Here is a 19,223-nt window from a genome sequence, read left to right as displayed (position 1 = left end):
TGTCCCAGCCTCTTATATTTTTAAAGGAAGGGGCTGTAACAACATGAAGCGATCCAAAAAAACAAAATCAAAGATGGTTAGACGAAATCGATTGGTTGCCTATACATTTCTCCTGCCAAATATTATTGGCTTCCTACTCTTTATCCTTATTCCTGTTATTGCTTCCTTTATAATGAGCTTTACCTCATGGAATGGTTTTGGAAATATTGAGTTTATTGGATTGGATAATTATAAAAACTTATTACAAGATACGAATTTTAAAGTTTCTTTTGTTAATAGTATTCTCTTCACATTAATTTCTGTGCCTGTCACGATATTTTTATCGATCCTTATTGCAGTAGGATTAAATAAAGGAATTCGTTTTGTAAAGGTATTTCGAACAGCAGTATTTTTACCATATGTAACGGCCACTATTGCTGTTGCTGCGGTATGGCAACTTATCTTCAACCCTTCGATGGGACCAATAAATAGCTTTCTTATAACACTCGGAATTGATCACCCTCCAGGATGGCTTTCTTCTCCAAGTTGGGCATTGGTCTCTGTCTCAATTGTTTATATATGGCATTCGGTCGGATATTATATGGTTCTATTCTTGGCAGGATTACAAGGGATACCGAACCATTTATATGAAGCAGCAGAATTAGATGGGGCTGGAGCTATTTCTAAACTTTTTCATGTGACGATCCCGATGCTTGCACCAGTTTTGTTTTTCACTAGCATTATTGGTGTGATCAATTCCTTTAAAGTATTTGATCTTATATATGTTTTAACAGGAGGAGGGCCAGGGAGGTCTACGCATGTACTTGTGTATGATATTTACAATACAGCCTTTAAGCAATTCGAATATGGATATGCTTCATCAATGGCTTATGTATTATTCTTACTCATTATCTTAATTTCCTTTATCCAATCCAAGATACAGAAAAATGGTCTCAATTAATAACCGAAACAATGATAAAAATTAAGAAAGGAGTTGGAGTTTTCAATGGAGATTGCTAGTAAAACTTCAAGCTACACACCGATGGAAAAAGCAAGAAAACTAAAAATTAGCCAAATAATTAAATATGTAGTGATCATAATCGTCTCATTAATGATGATTTTACCATTTATTTGGATGTTATCAGCCTCCTTTAAAACAGAAGCGGAGATCTTTGGATTCCCTATTAAATGGGTTCCGGAGACCTTTCAATGGAGCAATTATAAAAAGGTATGGACACAGGTACCGTTCCATTTATATTACTTAAATACGTTGAAGATTGCTGTAGTGACAACCATTTTACTTGTTATGAATAGTTCACTTGCAGGATACGCTTTTGCGAAAATTAAGTTTCCAGAAAGCAAACGCTTATTTGTTATCTATCTAGCCACGATGATGATTCCTTACCAAGTTATGATGATCCCTCAATTTATGCTGATGAAAGAACTAGGACTTGTTAATTCGCATTGGGCACTGATTTTACTTGGCTCATTTAATCCATTTGGCGTATTCTTATTCAGGCAATTTTTCTTATCAGTTCCAGATGAATTATTAGAAGCTGCTAGGATTGATGGGCTCAATGATTTTGGGATTTATTGGAGAATTATTATGCCGTTATCAAAGCCGGCGATTGCGACACTCGTGATATTCACCTTCATGCATGCTTGGAATGATTTTCTTGGACCGTTGATTTACTTAACATCCGATCATTTATATACACTGCAGCTTGGTATTCAGCACTTTATTACTGAATATAACACGGAATACGCATTACTAATGGCTGCTGCTGTTTCCGCAATTATTCCAACTATTATTGTCTACTTCCTAGCACAAGATCACTTCGTGGAAGGGGTCGCCAATACAGGGATTAAATAATGGAAGGAGGGGAAATCCCAATGAAAAAGAAACCTAATCTTATTTATATATTTGCCGATCAATGGCGGCGCCAAGCTGTGGGGTATGAGAAGGAGGATCCTGTTTACACACCAAATATAGATGCATTTGCCCAAGAAAGTACTGTATTTACGGATGCTGTATCGGTTTGCCCTTTATGTTCACCACATCGAAGTTCTTTATTAACAGGCAAATATCCGATTAGTACAGGAGTATATACAAATTGTAAAGTGGGGGCTGATGTCATGCTTAGTCCTGAAGAGGTTTGTATAAGTGATGTTCTTGCGGCATCAGGTTATAAGAACGGATATATAGGGAAATGGCATTTGGATCTATCTGAACTCAATCATACAGAAAAACCGAAATCTGGTGCAAAAGAATGGGATGCATTTACACCACCAGGCCCTAAACGCCACCAATTTCACAATTGGTATTCATATGGGGCTTGGGATGAGCATTTGACTCCACATTACTGGCGTAATAGCCCAGAGAAAATTAAGGTGAACCAATGGTCTGTAGAACATGAAACAGATCGCGCGATTGAATTTATTAAAAATAGAAATGAAGATGATCCTTTTGCATTATTTGTTTCATGGAATCCTCCTCATAGTCCCTTTGAGCAAGTTCCTGAAAAATATCGAAAGCTTTATGAGGGAAAAGATTTATCATTGCGTCAAAATGTGCAATCCTCCTTTATGATTCACACGGGAGAAGAGGTGGCTGGCGGGATAGCGAAATTAAGGGAAAACCAACTAAACTATTTTGCGGCTGTGTCGGGTATTGATGAACAGTTTGGTCGTATTTTACAGACATTAAGGAAAGAAAAATTAGAGGAAGAGACGATAGTTGTTCTAACTTCAGACCATGGCGAAATGATGGGATCACATGGGTTGATGGCTAAGCATGTATGGTATGAAGAATCGATTGGTATTCCTTTTGCCATACGTTGGCCGCAGATCATCCCGCAAGCAAAATCCAATGTATTACTTAATACAGTTGATATTATGCCAACTTTACTGGGATTACTACAAATTGACATTCCAACATCTGTAGAAGGCAAGGATTTATCAGAGTGGATTATTCAGGCTGAAAATGGAGGACCAGAAGAGGCTTTTATTTGTGCATATCCTGGGCGAGTACAAGCTATTCAACAGTTTCGGGATGCTGGGTTAGATAATCGGGCATATGGTTGGAGAGCCATTCGTACACATAAATACACTTATGTCATACATCACGGTTATGCGCCAAATCAAGAAAGCATTCGGTTATTATACAGCCTAAAAGATGATCCACTGCAGCTGGCTTCAAAATATATTGAGGATCCGCAGGCACATCCAATTGCAGGAACATTGGAGGAAAAATTAAAAAAATGGTTTACAGAAGTTGAAGATCCATTTTTACTGTAAATTAGGGAGGGGGAGAGGATGGGCCTTGTTGATAGTAAAATTTATAAGAGTTTAGAGTTTATTATGACATTCTTTGTATTAAATCTGATTTGGCTCATAATGTGTCTTCCTATTTTCACAATTTTCCCTGCTACAACTGCCATGTTTGGTGTCGTTCGTGAATGGAAAAGGCATGGGGACACACCAGTGTTGGCAACATTTTTTCGTATTTTAAAAGAGAACTTTATCCAGAGCTTTATCGTTGGTAGTCTATGGACGGGGGCTGCCATATTACTCTTAGTCGATTTCATGTTTACGAACCAGCTTACCAGTGATATAAAATATCTTTTATTTACTTTCTTCTTTGGATTAACCTTGTTCTTTATATTGAGCACAGTTGTTATTTTTCCAGTACTTGCACATTATAAGGTAACCGCCATTACAGCAATAAAAAAAGCCTTAATCCTATCTATTCGGTATTTGCCAAATACATTACTATCCCTTGTAGTACTAAGCGTCATTATCGCATTGTGTTTTTATTTCCCAGCAGCAACATTGTTAGCTTTTAGCATTGGTGCCTATCTAATTTATAGTATTGCTGAACTGGGATTTAAAAAATTTGGGAGGATGGAAGTTTCCAATAGACTATGACATCAAGAAATTCGTAGCACGGAGAAGGGGTTACACCTCTAGACATTTGAAACAGGAAATCTGCTGGGAGAGATTGCTAAGACTGATCCTATCTTGTGGCAACGCTAACTTAATAGGATGTATATGTTAGCGTTGCCATAGAAGGGTATTCTCAGGTGTTTTCAGCATTTATAGATGAAGCATCAATCCATCATAAGCTACTTGAATTCCGTATGGTGTGAAGGCCTTTACAAAATCATCGTGCAAAAACCCTGAATTATGAGAGAAGTGAGTAACAATGATTTGTCCATTGTCTTCAAGCATTTCTTCCTGTTCAAAAGTATTCTGTACTTCCAAAATCGTCTCGATACACATATGATTACGGCTACGCTTAGTTCCGTTAAAGCTACCTGTGCAATCCAGAATGGCCAAATCAATTTTCTTCCCTTTTAACCATTCCCATGTTTCCTCAGGAAACCAACCTGTGTCATTCCCATACAGAACTTTTTTACCGTCTTTTTCTATATAATAAAGCAGGCATGTTTCCATTTGATCATGGTCCGCTAATAAGGGTGTGATCTTGGCTGTTTGCGTTTCCGTTTCTTTAAAGGGCAGTACGCGATGATAGGAGAAACGTTTGTCCTTTTGAGATGCTGGTAAGGTTTGTATAAGACCTTGCATAGCTAAATCATTCCCATATATTTGCAATGGTTGGTCAATTCCATGGGCAAAATCTTCAATCCGATTAAACAAATCCCCTGGTTGAAAATGATCATAATGCGTATGGGTAAACAACAAATCCTTAACTAAAGACAAGTCTATCCCATGATAAACAGCATGATAAAAAAAGTCTGGCGGAAAATCTACCTTTAACACATCATCAAAAATGACGGATGTACGGGAACGAATATTGCGCCCACCTAGCTTTCTTGCTTTTTGACAAGGCTCACATAAGCAAAATGGGTTTGGAAACCCTTCCGCCGCTGCAGTGCCTAAGAAATGTACCTTCATAATCAATCACTCCTTTTTAATTACCAAAATCATCAGCTGAAAAGACATGATTTTAGAAATTCCTCAATTATTACATAGTTTCCTAGTATTGTAATAGTTTAGGAAAGAATTTGCAAAGGGATCCTGCCTGCATTATAATTTTTCGTTGTTTAACTGATCACTTGTCTTAAGGAAATGTATATAGCAAAATACCCTCTATGACAAGAAATGATCTATCATAGAGGGTTATGCTCACATCAAATTTATAAGATTAAGACCATTTCTTAACCAATGCATTCGCGTTCGCCTTAAGTATGTTATAGGCGTTCTCAGAAATTAATTTGTTATCTTTTTGATATTCTAGCAATTGTTCAAAGCCTTTCATATGTTTGACGATCTTATCAACAGCTTCTTGTTGTTCGAAATGCTCGACCCCTGATAAATGGATATCTAAGGCACGGGCAGCTGCATCATCCGTAATTTTACCTTCTTCCTTGAAGCGTTCAACAAGTTCCTTCATGATAGCGGCACTTGAAGCAACTTCATCTGCCTTATACATGGTTAAATAATCTAAATTCACATTCCCAATAGAACCACTGTCAATCCGATAACTGATTACATTTGTACCCTCTTTTAAGTGTAAACGTTCAGACGTCGTAAACCATTCATCCCAGCTAATTGCTGTTTTATCTGGTGCAATTGTTTTTTCATGTGTACCATTTACATATACATTGATTTCCGCTCTTGCGGGGAGCTGGGTCGTAGGATAATTTGTTGATTCCCCATCCACTTCTACACCATAAGCATAGCTTACACCTACTATATAATCACCGTCTTCTCTAGCCTTTACTACAAAACTTGCCTCTGCACCAGGTGTCTCCGGTAAGTTAATATAGCCAGCTCCTTGGTAATTGGCAGAGCTATTTTCTTTAGTAATATCACCATAAAGAATGGCATCCTCTGCTTGGTACATATTGCCTTGACCCAAATCACCAGACGGTAATGTCTGCCATTCATCTGGTGAAATTGGTTCACCAAAATCAGGTGTTCCGTCTTCATTCCAACCGAATTTCTTCAAATTGACTTGACGCCATCCATTATCTTGCGTGTCCTTATATACACGTGAGTGGTAGATCATCCAATCTTCTGTTCCGTCAGCCGATTTTATAAATCCAGCTCTGGCAGGACCAGACACATCTTTAGTAGAAGCAAAGACATCGCTTGTACGGTTCCAAGAATCTTGGTTAAGGAAATCTTTATCTGTGTTCGTATAATAAGACAAACGATAGCCGTCTGTGGCAAAAGCGCCATCCGATACTGTAATAAACACTTTTCCATCTTTCTGTAAGACCCGAGGGCCTTCCCCACCGCCTCCTATAATAGTGCGATCTGCTGTGATTGTATAAGGGTTATCCATTGGAGCAATTGCGGGGCCTTCTGGTTCCCCGGTACCTAAAGTACCCCAAACAGCGTATAGTTGCTCATTATATTCAAAGACTGTAAAGTCATTTGCTTGCTTATATTCCCCATTTTTGCCAGTATATAGGGCTCCTTTGTCCACATATTCCCCCTGAGGATCATCAGTAACAGATTCTAAAACGGTTGCCATATGTCTATAATCATAATCTTTTAAGTCGGCACAGTAATAGATATACCACTTTCCATCAAAGAAGAATATTTCGGGAGCAAAAATACGAGTTTGTGTTCCTTGTGAATCAAATACCATTACCTTTTCTCCTTGATCTGTTAGTGTACGAGATTTGGACACGTAAATTTTGTTGTTAGAGTCTAAGTTACTAGAAGATACAAAGTAATAATATCCGTCTTTATAAGTTACAAATGGATCCTGTCCCTGATATAAAGGATTGTTAAATTTGTCATGTACGGAAGAATTTTGGACCCCCATTTCTTCCATAAAATTGGTGCGAGCCATTGACCCGGCCTCAATCGCTTCTATTAATAAAGCGGCTTTATCTCTATCATCAATCTCATTATCATCAATCGTGTCAAGCAGTTCCTTCATAGAATCCTTTTTTACAATTAAGTTATTTAATGCACTTTCGCTTACCTTATCAGCAAAATTTTCCTTTAAATAATCCATCTTTTGGATTTCTACCTTCAGGTCATTCCTTTTCGTTGTTACAACATGATCTGCTGGCAAATAAAGTGCTGATTCTGGAACTATCTCCCTTTCCTGACTTGCACTTTCCCATTCCATACGAAGCCATGCACCACCCCACCCTTGTAAATATTCAATTTTAATATCATAATGTTTTCCGGCTTCCAATGAAATCGGGCTGCTAACTTGTGGGATCTCCCATTTTTGTTCCCAAAAGTCAATAATCATCACGCCATTAATCCACAGTCTAAATCCATCATCCCCTACCATATGGAAGGTATAATCTTCGGTATATTCCGGTACTATCGTGCCCGTAAAACGCGCCGTATTATAATCAGGGCTTCCTGTAATTTGTTTAAAAATACTTGTAAAGGAATCTCCCTTTAAATTTCCAATCACCTTTTCTCCCCGAAAATCATCAAAGTTAAATACGCTAATGTCTTCTCGATCATTTGGATTTGGTTCATTTTTAAAGAATTCACCTAATAACCCCTGACTATCCATAGTTGTTTCTACAGCATAAACATCTTTAGGTACATTAACCATACCTGCAATTAAAATGATCCCCATGAGTACTCCTATTACTTTTTTCATAATTATTCCTCCCTCATAAAATTGATTTTCGACTATCGCATAGATAGATCCTCCTTTTTCTCATATTGTTATATTTAAAAATTAACACAATTCGAAAAATATATATTTGTAAATTTAAGCTATTTTTTACAATCTTTTATGTATTTCGGAGGAGACTTCAAAACAGAAAACTGAAATTTACAAAATATTGGTTTTTTTTATAAATACTTCTTGTATCTTTTTTATTAAACTTAGAAACAGTTAGTTTAAATTTTAAAAAGGGGAGAATAAGATGAAAAAAACAAATAGGCTTATGTTTATCCTGTTTGCATCATTAATATTATTGTTCTTACTTGCCGCTTGTGGACAAGAAAGCTCTAGTAAGGGGGAAACTGGAGGAACTGCAACAACTGGAAATGATACAGAGAAGAATGGTACTCCAGGTAAAATTGTTGTAGGCTTTTCTCAAGTTGGTGCGGAAAGTGGATGGAGAACAGCAGAAACAGAATCTATTAAAGAAACTTTAGGAAATAGTGATGAATTCGAATTAAAATTTTCAGATGGACAACAAAAACAAGAAAACCAAATCAAAGCACTCAGAAGTTTTATTGCGCAGAAGGTTGATGTCATTGCTTTAGCACCGGTAGTTGAATCTGGTTGGGAAACGGTTTTAACAGAGGCTAAAGACGCTGAGATCCCAGTCGTCCTCTTGGATCGTGGGATTGAGGTGGAAGATGAAAGTTTGTATACAAGTTTTATTGGTTCTGATTTTGTCCTTGAAGGTGAAAATGCTGCTGAAGAGCTAATCAATCTTATTGGGGAAGATGTAGAAACAAATATTGTTGAGCTTCAAGGCACGGTCGGTGCAAGTTCAGCAAACGATCGTATGGAAGGTTTTAAGAATGTGATTGATCAAAACGATAACTATAAAATTATTAAATCCCAAACGGGCGATTTTACACGTTCAAACGGTAAAGAAGTAATGGAAGCATTCTTAAAATCTGATGGTGATAACATTGACGCTGTTTATGCACATAACGATGATATGGCATTGGGGGCAATTCAGGCAATTGAAGAATATGGCTTAAAGCCTGGTGAAGATATTAAAATTGTATCAGTTGACGGAATTGGAGATATTTTCGAAGCTGTCGCTGAAGGAAAGTCCAATATTATTGTAGAATGTAACCCGTTACTTGGGCCACAGCTTGCTCAAGCTGCTAAAGACCTAATGGCTGGAAAAGAAATTGAAAGATGGATCAAAACGGAAGAAACGGTCTTTGTAGGGGCGGAAGAAGCGAAAGCCGCATTGCCTGATCGACAATACTAGATAGTGAAATAAAGGGTATCGAGATTGTAACTTACAGTCTCGATTTCTTGTCGTTTCGAAAATTATGAATCGTAGCTTGTGAAAAGTTGTATGATGTCACGTTTGAGTCTGCCGCCAGGACGGCGCATTTTTAGCTGTTCATCCTTACTATCAAAGTTTGTAAGTCGCTAAACGGGCGCTTTTGTTCTGTTCTAGGAAACTATAAAATTCTTGGCTTGTGGATAAGTTGTAATTTTGATTTTTGTCGTCTAGCTCCAGCGCCCAGCGACTAGCAAACTTTCAGCTTGTAAGTCAACATCGGCTCATTCTTCGCCGTGCTGTCTAGCTCCAGGCGCCATCGGCTCGAGGTCAAATAACCCTGAACCTATGAAGGGAAAAAGCCCCTTCCTAGGTTCAGGAACATTTGCTTGTCGGAGGCCAACAGGATGTTGGTCAGAAAGGTGTTGCGCCAGGACGGCGCGAATTTAGCCTTTCTTCCTAGTTCAAGGCGCTTGCGCTTTTGTTCTGTTTAAATAGCTTGTATAATTGGTTTATTGTGGAAAATATGCAAACTCACTGTTAATTAAAGGGGAGAAAAAAATCAATGTGACTAGATTACGAAATTACTTCAATAATAAAAGTATTCGTTTTAAACTTCTGTTTTACTTCTTTATTATCATTATTTTGTGTGTTTCTACATTAAGTATAATTGGGGGGAAAACGTATAAAGAATCTTTGGAAGAAGAGGCTAACCTGCATACAGTGCAGATGATTGATCAAGTATGGAACAATATTGAAATGTTAATTCAGGAAAACGATAATATTATGGATTATATAACTAATGAAAAAGAAGTAGCACAATTTATGGAACGATCAACACCTTCTGAGAAAAGCGCAAGCATTATCAAGGATAAAATTAGTATTTACAAGCAAAAGCATCCCGAAATTGCGGGGATATTACTTGTTAATCAGTATGATAAGCTTGCAAGCAATGAAATAGTACGTGTTTCTAGGGATCCACTTACAGAGGAATCATGGTACAAAAAAGCAATACAATCCCCCGAAGATATTCAACTTATTAGTAATCCAATTGGCAGAAATATAAAAAATAAAGTGAATTATCAAATGAATTATGTTTTATCATTAGTAAAGGCCGTAAAGAACCCTGAAACAAATCAAGTAACAGGTGTTATCTTAATGGATTTAAAATTGGATTTTATAAAAAACGTTATTGAATCGATAAAAATTGGAAACAGCGGCTTCATATTTATAACGGATAAAGAGGGGGAGGTTGTTTATGCACCAGTAAACTCCATTGTATATCGCATACATCCAAGTTTACTACATGCAGAAAATTCACCACCCATTGAGAAAAATATTAATGATGATAAGTATCAAATTATTTATAATACTATCCCAGATATAGGTTGGAAAGTTGTTGGGGTGTTTTCATTAAATGAAACGACAAAAGTTGTAACAGAGGTTCAACACTTCACAATTGTAATCGCTATCATAACGCTTGCTATAGCTTCGCTTGTATCTGTGTTTTTTGCAAATATGATTACCAAACCGCTTAATAAGCTTAGAACATTAATGGGAAATGTAGAAGAAGGCCGTTTTGATGTCCGTTTTAACTCAAAATATAATGATGAGGTTGGGCAACTTGGTAACAGCTATAACAAAATGGTTCAAGAAATAGATCGCTTAATCCAATTACTATACGTTAAAGAAAAAAGTAAAAGGGAGGAGGAGTTAAAAGTTTTACAAGCTCAAATTCAACCGCATTTTCTTTATAACACACTCGATACAATCCAATGGATGGCATATGAATATAAGGCTCCCAAAATTGCAGAGTTGGTCAACTCTTTAACAACTCTATTTCGGATTGGGCTCAATAAAGGGAAGGAATTTATTAGTATTAGAGAGGAATTAGAGCATGTTAGAAGCTACTTGACTATTCAAATGACCAGGTATGAATCTAAATTAGAATATGATATTGAAGCGAATGAAGAAGTTAAAGACTATCAGGTTCTTAAATTAATTTTACAGCCACTAGTAGAAAATTCAATATATCATGGTATCCGCAATAAAAGGGGGAAAGGAAAGATAACAATTACTGTAACTCAACAGGAGGAAAATCTTATCCTATGTGTGATTGACACGGGCAAAGGAATAAAAGAAGAAACGGTAAAGCAGTTAAACGATTCGCTTAAAAAGTTAGAAACAACAGATAGAAAGGGTTACGGTCTTCATAATGTCAATGAGAGAATAAAACTATCCTATGATGAGAGATATGGAATAGAAGTTTTTAGTGAGTATGAGCATGGAACAAAGATCCAGGTGGTACTTCCCATTAGACGTATGTAAAGCATATTGAATACGAGGAGGGGTATGAATGTGGAAATTACTCATTGCAGAAGATGAAACAATTATTAGAAGGGGATTAAAGAATTCGCTTAACTGGAAAGAATATTCGATAGATATTGTGGGCGAGGCGGAAGATGGCGAAATCGCTCTAGAAATGGCTATAGAGTTAAGACCAGATATTATGTTTATCGATATAAATATGCCATTTTTAAATGGAATCGAATTAATGAAAAGGTTAAGGCACGAGCTCCCTCATATTATATTCATTGTCATTACTGGTTACAATGAATTTAGTTATGCACAGCAAGCTATAAAAATGGCTGCGTTAGATTTTCTCTTAAAACCTGTAAGAAAGGAAGAGTTAGAGACTACCGTTAAAACTGCAGTTGATTTATTACAAAAAAAAGAAAGAAATTCAAATTTATACTTACAGTTCAAGGGAAATAAACAAATATTAAAAGAACAATTTTTGCTTAATTGGTGCTTAGGTCAATATACAGAAGAAGAGGTTAAGATCCAAGCACAATTATTGGATATAAATCTTCGAAAGAGTATAGGCATATCTATATTTGAAGTGATAAAAGATATTAATATTAGCGGATCGGAACAAAATTGGAGCGAATTATTGTTAAACTTTGCAGTGAAAAATATAATTGATGATATTCTTTTAGATTATTCAAATGTAGAGATATTTGAAGATCAAGGCGGACATATCGTTTTATTGATTCAGAATATTGAAACTGAAACTTTATTAAAGTTAAATAGGGATATTATTAAGCATTTAGAAAGAGTTATTGGTAAAGTCGTTGCTTGTAATGAGACTGTATTAGAATCCTCTTTAGATATTCCTTCTGCATATAAGAAGTTAATAAAAGACATGAAATCAAGTCAGAGCTTAACACCTATTGTGATACTTGCTAAAAATTACATTGATCAAAATTATGCTGAACAATCAGTATCCTTAAAGCGGGTTGCCTATCAAGTTCAGGTAAACCCTACTTACTTAAGCAAACAAATAAAGAGTGATCTGGGTGTTTCGTTTGTTCATTATTTGACTAATGTAAGGATCAATAAAGCTTTAAAGCTTATAAAAGACCCCTATTTAAAAATCTATGAAATAGCTGAACTAGTAGGCTATAGTAGTCAACACTACTTTTGTAATGCATTTAAAAAAGTAGTCGGTATATCACCAACAGAATTCCGGAATGGAGTAAAAAAGCATTGAATAAGTTGTATTACTATCGGGCAGTTATTCTGCTAATTATGCTCCTTATATTAGCCATTATTTTATATCAAGCTCTAGTCAAAAATGCAAATACAGACACGGAGCCTTTAATTGATTTTGTCATTGGTGTGTCTCAACCAAACTTGCACGAGCCATGGCAAATATTGATGAATGAAGAGCTTCGTGCCGAAGAAGCAAAGCATGATGATATTCGTGTGATTTATGCAGATGCAGCGCAAAGTACAAAGCAACAAATTGAGGATATTAACACATTAAATAAATATGGGATTGATCTATTAATTGTATCGGTTGAAGATTCATCAGCACTTACACCAATAATATCAGCAATATATGAGGAAATACCGGTTATTGTACTTGGGCGCGGGGTTGAAGGGTATAATTATACTTTGTACATTGGCTCAGATCATCATTTTATAGGTGAAATGGCTGCTGAAGCCGCTATTGAACTATTAGGAGTTGAGGGTGGTAGGGTAATAGAAGTCAAAGGTATGGCAAGTGCTCTAAAGGCAGAGGAACGAAGCAGAGGTTTTAGAGAGAAAATATCTGAAAGCGGAAACATAGAGATAATTAATTCCGTTGCAGCTAACTGGCAAAGGGATCAGGCAGAGGACGAACTAACCAGTTTGCTAAAGCGAATTAATCAAAGACCAGATCTTATTTATGCACATAATGATGCAATGGCATTTGGCTCATACCGAGCACTGCAATCACTTGGACTTGATGGAATAAATATAATAGGGAGTGATGGGGTTACGAATCCTAAGGGAGGGCTGCAACTTGTAAATGAAGGAATTATTGATACTACATTTATCACACCAACAGGTGGAAAACAAGCATTTCAGTATGCAATCGATATTTTAGAGAAGAAGTCAGAAATACCAAAAAAAGTCATTTTGAGAAATCATAAAGTATCAGAAAAGGACAATATAGATCAGTACTTAAATGAGAGCAGTAGTATAAGCGATAAAGATGGAAGAGAAAAGGAACTAACATTAGGCTTTGCCCAAGTTGGAAGTGAAAGTGCTTGGAGAAATGAAAATACAGCTTCAGTTATTAGTTCAGCAGAACAATTAGGTGTGAACCTTATATTTAAGAATGCAGATAATGATCAACAAAAACAGATAGCAATCATCCGGGAATTTATTAATCAAGAAGTAGATGTTATAGCATTTTCTCCAAAAGTAGAAAATGGGTGGGAAAAGGTATTACAAGAAGCAAAAGATGCTGGTATACCGGTTATTCTTTCCGATCGGGAAATTGATGTTAATGATAGTACGCTATGGACATCTTTTATTGGCTCGGATTTTGTGGAAGAAGGGAGGCGTGCTGGTCGTTGGCTAATAAATGAAATGGATAAAACAGGCCTAAAGGCTGTAAATATAATTGAATTAGAAGGAACAAAAAATTCAGCTCCTGCAGTAGGTAGAAAGCAAGGATTTGAAGAGGTTCTGTCAGATTATCCTAATTATCAAATTATCGACAACCTATCAGGTGACTTTACGTTAAGTAGAGGAAGAGAATTAATGGAACAAGCGTTGGACTCTTATGGAAATAAAATTGATATTGTTTACGCACATAATGATGATATGGCAATTGGAGCGATAGAGGCAATAGAGGATTATGGATTAAAACCAGAGATAGACATGAAAATTATTTCCATCGATGCTACAAAAAAGGCATTTAATGCGCTAAGTACGGGGAAATTAAACTATACAGTTGAATGTAACCCTTTATTAGGCCCGCAAATTATGCAAGCCGCTAAAGAATTACATGCTGGAAAAGAAATACCCATGAAAATTATTACTTCTGAAGAAACATTTACGCAAGAAGAGGCAAAAAAGGAAATGAAAAAAAGGCACTATTAAAGTCGGCATGCAAAAGTCAAATCCCTATATGACTTTTGCATGCCTTTTTCTTGTCTTTAATATCTTTTCCTCCTATATACGTTAATAGACTCTCGGAATTCACCAAGTTAGATGGTACAAGGTTTTCTTGTACTATTTTTTTAATTCTTCTCCTGAATTTTTAGGGGATATTTCCCTTTTTTTTGTAGAACTTCCATTCTATATTGAACGAGATCATCATCTACAAATGGCGAGTCTGCTAGTCACTGGTGATTTCCGTTCCAGGTGGACGCTTTCCGGAGGCCTGCAGGATGCAGGTCATATACAGGCATTGCGCCGGGACGGCGCGAATTTTGCCTGTGTTCCCTTATAGCGCGGCCTACAGGATGTAGGTCACAAAGGCGTCGCGCCAGGATGGCGCGTATTTAGCCTTTGATCTATAGAACGCTCCTGCGGGATCTCACCTATCATGCTAATCGCCACCTTCCACTCCAATCAACTAAGATATTCTTTTGCTTACGGAAGGCCGTCTGACAATACCATATCCTAAACGATCTTCCCTTTTGATTCTTAAGATCTTATACACACTGGAATTTTGTTCCCATATTTGTCGAAAACACTTGGCTTTTTTGAAAAAACCACAATAACCGTCGGTGAAAGGAGTTATTTTTTTACGAACTGTGATTGAGGTGATTAACATGATGTGGTACGTCAGGATATTTGGAATCATGAGTGTCAGCACATCAATCCTTGGTATGCAAATCAAGACGAGAAACTGAGATTCCTAGAAGGTCATATTTTCTCTTCAATGGCTTACTTTTTTTAATGGATCCAAAGGGATTGTTGCTTAGAAAAACAAAACCTAGTAAAGGTTGATTGGAGCGAAAGTGCGAGACTCCTGCGGAATCGGCAGGACAGGTGAGACCCCACAGGCAACACCGAGGAGGCTCAGCGCCCGCCCCGCGGAAAGCGAGCAATTGTAGCGGAAATCAACCACGCACGATCTTGGTAGACGATGTTTACAAAAACATTTTTTTAAAAATACATTGTAAGCTTTTGTTCATTCGGCGGATTTACACCTTGAAATTCCGAGAGTCTACGTTAAATACTTAATAATGGGATTAAACAGAATATGTTAAAAAAGCACCTTTTTTTCTAAATACATTATTAGTTCAGAATCTTAAAATAGAACCAATCCGACATAAATATGTAATTCTAACTCAGAAAAAAGAAGGTGTCTAGAATGAGTTCTGACTATTTGTTAAGAGCTGAAGGGATCTCAAAGTATTTTCCAGGTGTTCAAGCTTTATCAAATGTAAATTTTCATTTGCGGGCTGGTGAGATTCACTCATTGATGGGGGAGAATGGTGCTGGAAAATCAACCTTCATTAAAGTTTTAACTGGTGTTCATAAAGAGGATGAAGGTTCTTTTTATTTAAAAGGGAATAAAATTGACCTTAGTTCACCACAAGATGCACAGAATATAGGGATCAGTACGGTTTATCAAGAGGTAAACTTATGCGAGAATTTATCAGTTGCTGAAAATATTTTTATCGGCAGAGAGCCCATGAAAAAAGGAAGAATTGATTGGAAGGAAATAAATAAAAGATCCCAACGAATTTTGTGGGAACGTTTAAATATTAATATTGATGTGACAAAAATCTTATCTTCATACTCCACTGCTATTCGACAAATGGTAGCTATTGCAAGAGCAGTAGATATATCCAGTGGTGTATTGATTTTAGATGAACCGACATCAAGTTTAGATAAAAACGAGGTGGAACAATTATTTAGAGTCATGAGAAATTTAAAAAATGAAGGGTTGGGAATCGTATTCGTTAGTCACTTCCTCGATCAAATATATGAAATATCTGACCGAATTACCGTTTTGAGAAATGGACTTTATATTGGTGAATATGAAACAAGAAAACTTCCACGGAAAGAACTTGTGTCCAAAATGATTGGTAGAGAATGGGGAGAGGATTCTAACCAAGTAAAAAAGACTAAAACGCAAGTTAGCAATGAAATATTCTTACGTGGAAAAGGTTTAGCAAGAAAAGGTACGTTAAATCCCTTTGATTTAGAACTTAAAAAAGGAGAAGTATTGGGTCTAGCTGGTTTATTGGGTTCGGGCAGAACAGAAATGGCTAAAATGATTGTCGGGATTGAGAAGGCAGATCGCGGTGTTCTTTATTTGGAAAATGAACAGATCCGTTCAATGAACCCAAAGCTCGCTGTTGAGAAAGGTATGAGCTTCTGCCCTGAAGATCGTAAAGTAGAGGGAATCATAAATGATTTAACCATTCGTGAAAATATCATTCTTGGTTTGCAAACGAAGAGGGGATTACTCAGGCATATACCATTGAAAGAACAAAAAGAGATTGCCCAGAAATATATTGAATTACTGCGAATTAAGACACCGAGTATGGAAGAGCGTATTGATAATCTTAGTGGAGGAAATCAGCAAAAAGTTATTCTTGCAAGGTGGCTGGCAACTGACCCTAAGCTATTGATCCTTGACGAGCCAACTAGAGGAATTGATGTAGGTTCTAAGCAGGAGATAAGAAATTTAATATTAAAACTGGCTAGGGAAGGAATAACCATACTTTTCATATCTGCGGAATTAGAAGAAACAATTGCTTGTTGTGATCGAGTGATTGTCCTGCGTGATCGAAATATAATTGGTGAATTACAAGGTAGTGAGATGTCAGAATCAAAAATCATGGAAATGATCGCAAAAGGAGTTGATAGTAATGAAGCAAGCCTTGCATAAATTTACACATACAAAAATATTTTGGCCACTTGCAGCATTATTATTACTCCTTTTATTAAACCTTATCATTGAGCCAAGATTTTTCACCATTCAAATAAAAAATGGCCATCTTTTCGGTAGTCTTATAGACATATTAAATCGTGTTATGCCATTAATGATTATTTCTATCGGGATGACTCTTGTAATTGCAAAAGAAGGAATCGATATTTCAGTAGGATCTGTATTGGCAATTTCGGGCGCATTGGCAGCGGCACTATTAGAGAATCATTCTGTTTGGTTGGCAATAGGAGCAGCTCTTTTTATAGGTTTAGTGTGCGGTTTATGGAATGGTATTCTCGTTTCTGTATTTGAGATTCAACCAATGATAGCGACCTTGATTCTACTTGTTGTTGGCAGGGGGATCGCCCAGTTAATTACAGGTGGACAGATTTTAACAATCAACAATGAAATCTATTCGTATATTGGGACCGGGTTCCTGTGGGGGCTGCCTTTTTCTATTTATATAGGTGTAGTCATTTTTCTTATTATGATGTTTCTTAAAAAGAGAACAGCAATGGGGCTTTTTCTAGAATCCATTGGCAATAACATGGTAGCAAGTAAATTTGCTGGAATTCAACCTAAAAGGATCATTTTGCTTGTTTATACACTTTGCGGATTATGCGCAGCGATTGCTGGGATCATTGTTAGTGCGAATGTTAGCAGTGCAGATGCAAATAACGCCGGTTTGTGGATCGAGTTGGATGCCATCTTAGCAGTAGTCATTGGCGGCACATCGATGCGTGGCGGAAGATACTTTTTAGGTGGAACGATTGTTGGGGCGCTATTTATACAAACGCTGTCTACAACTATTTATTCAATTGGGATCAATCCACAAATTGTAATGGTCGTGAAAGCAGTTGTTGTCATTATTGTCTGCCTTTTCCAATCCACAGAATTTAGAAACATGTTTACAAAGTTTGGTAAAAAGAAGGTGTCTTACTCATGAAATTCAAATTCACAATAAAAGAAAATTATCTATTTATAATGGCGACTATCCTGCTAATTGTGATGCTATATGGATATGGTTCCCTCTCATTTACCGGTTTCTTCAGTACTCAAGTGTTTTTAAATTTATTTATTGATAATGCTTATTTAATTATTGTTGCTACAGGAATGGCTTTTGTCATTATAGCAGGTGGAATTGATTTGTCGGTTGGTGCATTTGTTGCATTTATTAGTATGGTATCAGCGGCTTTACTTGAGCAAGGGCTAAATGCATATGCAGTCATTTTTTTAATGTTACTTATCGGTATTCTATTCGGTGCCTTTCAAGGGTTTTTAATTAGTCATTATGACATACATCCTTGGATTGTCACATTAGCAGGAATGTTCTTAGCAAGAGGGGCAAGTTTTTTAATTAGTACTGATAGTATCGTCATTACTAATGCAGTATTTAGTAATTTATCTCGTGCGAAAATACCGATTATCGGTGACGGTTATTTATCAATTGGGGCGGTTATCGCCATTATTGTAGTGATCTGTGCCATTTTTATAGCAAAACATACAAAGTTTGGTCGGAATGTATATGCAGTCGGGGGGAATGTTAGTTCAGCTAAGTTAATGGGATTACCTGTTCAAAGAACAACAATTCTCGTGTATGTATTCTCAGGCTTTTGTTCAGCATTAGGCGGTTTTGTGTTCACCTTATATATGTTATCTGGATATGGATTGCATTTAATGGGCATGGAAATGGATGCCATTGCGGCATGTGTAATTGGAGGCATACTGTTAACAGGCGGTTTCGGCTATCTTATCGGTCCAACACTTGGGGCACTAAGCATGGGAATCATTCAAACAATTATTATGTTCCAAGGCACACTTAGCTCTTGGTGGACAAAAATAGCTGTAGGATTCCTCCTTTTAATCTTTATTTTGTTACAACGTCTCGTAGTCATGAATAGACGTAGAAGATCATCTATCGGAACTAAAAACAGTCCCGAGTTACGAAAAGATACAACAGATATTCAAGAGAGTGAAATGAATGCATAAGTTTTTCCACAATTAGATCATTCTATCATGAGTTTCTACCACATTTTTCTACAAGTTCCTTTCTGATATTTCTAATCTGACTTTTTAAAGTA

13 protein-coding genes are annotated in these 19,223 nt (G+C 36.7%); 11 read left to right on the top strand and 2 right to left on the bottom strand.

Going from position 1 to position 19,223, the window contains the following annotated elements:
- The first annotated feature begins 43 nt into the window (after positions 1 to 43).
- Genes KI375_RS09210 through KI375_RS09195 form a run of 4 tightly spaced genes read left to right on the top strand, consistent with a single transcriptional unit; the run spans position 44 to position 3,906 of the window.
- Positions 44 to 940: a carbohydrate ABC transporter permease gene (locus KI375_RS09210; protein WP_212973220.1), complete on the top strand. Its 897-nt coding sequence runs from the start codon at positions 44 to 46 to the stop codon at positions 938 to 940.
- A 45-nt stretch (positions 941 to 985) separates the two neighbouring features.
- Positions 986 to 1,852, top strand: coding sequence for a carbohydrate ABC transporter permease (locus tag KI375_RS09205; RefSeq protein ID WP_244852460.1), 867 nt, complete (start codon positions 986 to 988; stop codon positions 1,850 to 1,852).
- Between the two features lie 20 nt (positions 1,853 to 1,872).
- Positions 1,873 to 3,276 carry a sulfatase family protein gene (locus KI375_RS09200; RefSeq protein ID WP_212973219.1) on the top strand — a complete coding sequence of 468 codons (1,404 nt, stop codon included), beginning with the start codon at positions 1,873 to 1,875 and terminating at the stop codon, positions 3,274 to 3,276.
- A gap of 18 nt (positions 3,277 to 3,294) precedes the next feature.
- Positions 3,295 to 3,906 (top strand): YesL family protein, encoded by a 612-nt coding sequence (locus KI375_RS09195; RefSeq protein WP_212973218.1) that lies wholly within the window; start codon positions 3,295 to 3,297, stop codon positions 3,904 to 3,906.
- Positions 3,907 to 4,074: 168 nt separating this feature from the next.
- On the opposite strand, the gene KI375_RS09190 is transcribed toward KI375_RS09195, so the two are convergent.
- Both KI375_RS09190 and KI375_RS09185 read right to left on the bottom strand, forming a co-directional pair.
- Entirely contained in the window at positions 4,075 to 4,896 is an 822-nt protein-coding gene (locus tag KI375_RS09190; protein WP_212973217.1) for an MBL fold metallo-hydrolase, read from the bottom strand.
- Positions 4,897 to 5,146: 250 nt separating this feature from the next.
- On the bottom strand, positions 5,147 to 7,588 hold the full coding sequence (locus tag KI375_RS09185) for a family 43 glycosylhydrolase (protein ID WP_212973216.1): 2,442 nt from the start codon (positions 7,586 to 7,588) through the stop codon (positions 5,147 to 5,149).
- Between the two features lie 271 nt (positions 7,589 to 7,859).
- Between KI375_RS09185 and KI375_RS09180 the strand changes: the two genes are divergently transcribed.
- The 7 genes from KI375_RS09180 (at position 7,860) to yjfF (ending at position 19,131) form a co-directional block, all read left to right on the top strand.
- Positions 7,860 to 8,894 (top strand): ABC transporter substrate-binding protein, encoded by a 1,035-nt coding sequence (locus KI375_RS09180; RefSeq protein ID WP_212973215.1) that lies wholly within the window; start codon positions 7,860 to 7,862, stop codon positions 8,892 to 8,894.
- Between the two features lie 585 nt (positions 8,895 to 9,479).
- On the top strand, positions 9,480 to 11,240 hold the full coding sequence (locus tag KI375_RS09175; protein WP_212973214.1) for a sensor histidine kinase: 1,761 nt from the start codon (positions 9,480 to 9,482) through the stop codon (positions 11,238 to 11,240).
- Positions 11,241 to 11,268: 28 nt separating this feature from the next.
- Positions 11,269 to 12,465: a response regulator transcription factor gene (locus KI375_RS09170; RefSeq protein ID WP_212973213.1), complete on the top strand. Its 1,197-nt coding sequence runs from the start codon at positions 11,269 to 11,271 to the stop codon at positions 12,463 to 12,465.
- Positions 12,462 to 14,351 carry a substrate-binding domain-containing protein gene (locus KI375_RS09165; RefSeq protein ID WP_212973212.1) on the top strand — a complete coding sequence of 630 codons (1,890 nt, stop codon included), beginning with the start codon at positions 12,462 to 12,464 and terminating at the stop codon, positions 14,349 to 14,351. The genes KI375_RS09170 and KI375_RS09165 overlap by 4 nt, the downstream gene beginning before the upstream one ends.
- Positions 14,352 to 15,573: 1,222 nt before the next feature.
- Positions 15,574 to 17,103, top strand: coding sequence for a sugar ABC transporter ATP-binding protein (locus tag KI375_RS09160; RefSeq protein WP_212973211.1), 1,530 nt, complete (start codon positions 15,574 to 15,576; stop codon positions 17,101 to 17,103).
- On the top strand, positions 17,084 to 18,088 hold the full coding sequence (locus KI375_RS09155) for an ABC transporter permease (protein ID WP_212973210.1): 1,005 nt from the start codon (positions 17,084 to 17,086) through the stop codon (positions 18,086 to 18,088). The genes KI375_RS09160 and KI375_RS09155 overlap by 20 nt, the downstream gene beginning before the upstream one ends.
- On the top strand, positions 18,085 to 19,131 hold the full coding sequence (yjfF, locus tag KI375_RS09150; RefSeq protein ID WP_212973209.1) for a galactofuranose ABC transporter, permease protein YjfF: 1,047 nt from the start codon (positions 18,085 to 18,087) through the stop codon (positions 19,129 to 19,131). Before KI375_RS09155 ends, yjfF begins: the two co-directional genes overlap by 4 nt.
- Positions 19,132 to 19,223 lie beyond the last annotated feature (92 nt).

Origin of the sequence: Bacillus sp. J14TS2, from assembly GCF_018333015.1 — a bacterium.
In the GTDB taxonomy this organism is placed as follows: domain Bacteria; phylum Bacillota; class Bacilli; order Bacillales; family Bacillaceae_C; genus Lederbergia.
This window is presented reverse-complemented; position numbering and strand designations above follow the sequence as displayed.

Coding starts and splice junctions, on each gene's coding strand:
- KI375_RS09180 (WP_212973215.1), top strand. CDS start 7,860: ATGAAAAAAACAAATAGGCTTATGTTTATCCTGTTTGCATCATTAATA.
- KI375_RS09190 (WP_212973217.1), bottom strand. CDS start 4,896: ATGAAGGTACATTTCTTAGGCACTGCAGCGGCGGAAGGGTTTCCAAAC.
- KI375_RS09185 (WP_212973216.1), bottom strand. CDS start 7,588: ATGAAAAAAGTAATAGGAGTACTCATGGGGATCATTTTAATTGCAGGT.
- KI375_RS09160 (WP_212973211.1), top strand. CDS start 15,574: ATGAGTTCTGACTATTTGTTAAGAGCTGAAGGGATCTCAAAGTATTTT.
- KI375_RS09200 (WP_212973219.1), top strand. CDS start 1,873: ATGAAAAAGAAACCTAATCTTATTTATATATTTGCCGATCAATGGCGG.
- KI375_RS09195 (WP_212973218.1), top strand. CDS start 3,295: ATGGGCCTTGTTGATAGTAAAATTTATAAGAGTTTAGAGTTTATTATG.
- KI375_RS09205 (WP_244852460.1), top strand. CDS start 986: ATGGAGATTGCTAGTAAAACTTCAAGCTACACACCGATGGAAAAAGCA.
- KI375_RS09170 (WP_212973213.1), top strand. CDS start 11,269: ATGTGGAAATTACTCATTGCAGAAGATGAAACAATTATTAGAAGGGGA.
- yjfF (WP_212973209.1), top strand. CDS start 18,085: ATGAAATTCAAATTCACAATAAAAGAAAATTATCTATTTATAATGGCG.
- KI375_RS09155 (WP_212973210.1), top strand. CDS start 17,084: ATGAAGCAAGCCTTGCATAAATTTACACATACAAAAATATTTTGGCCA.
- KI375_RS09210 (WP_212973220.1), top strand. CDS start 44: ATGAAGCGATCCAAAAAAACAAAATCAAAGATGGTTAGACGAAATCGA.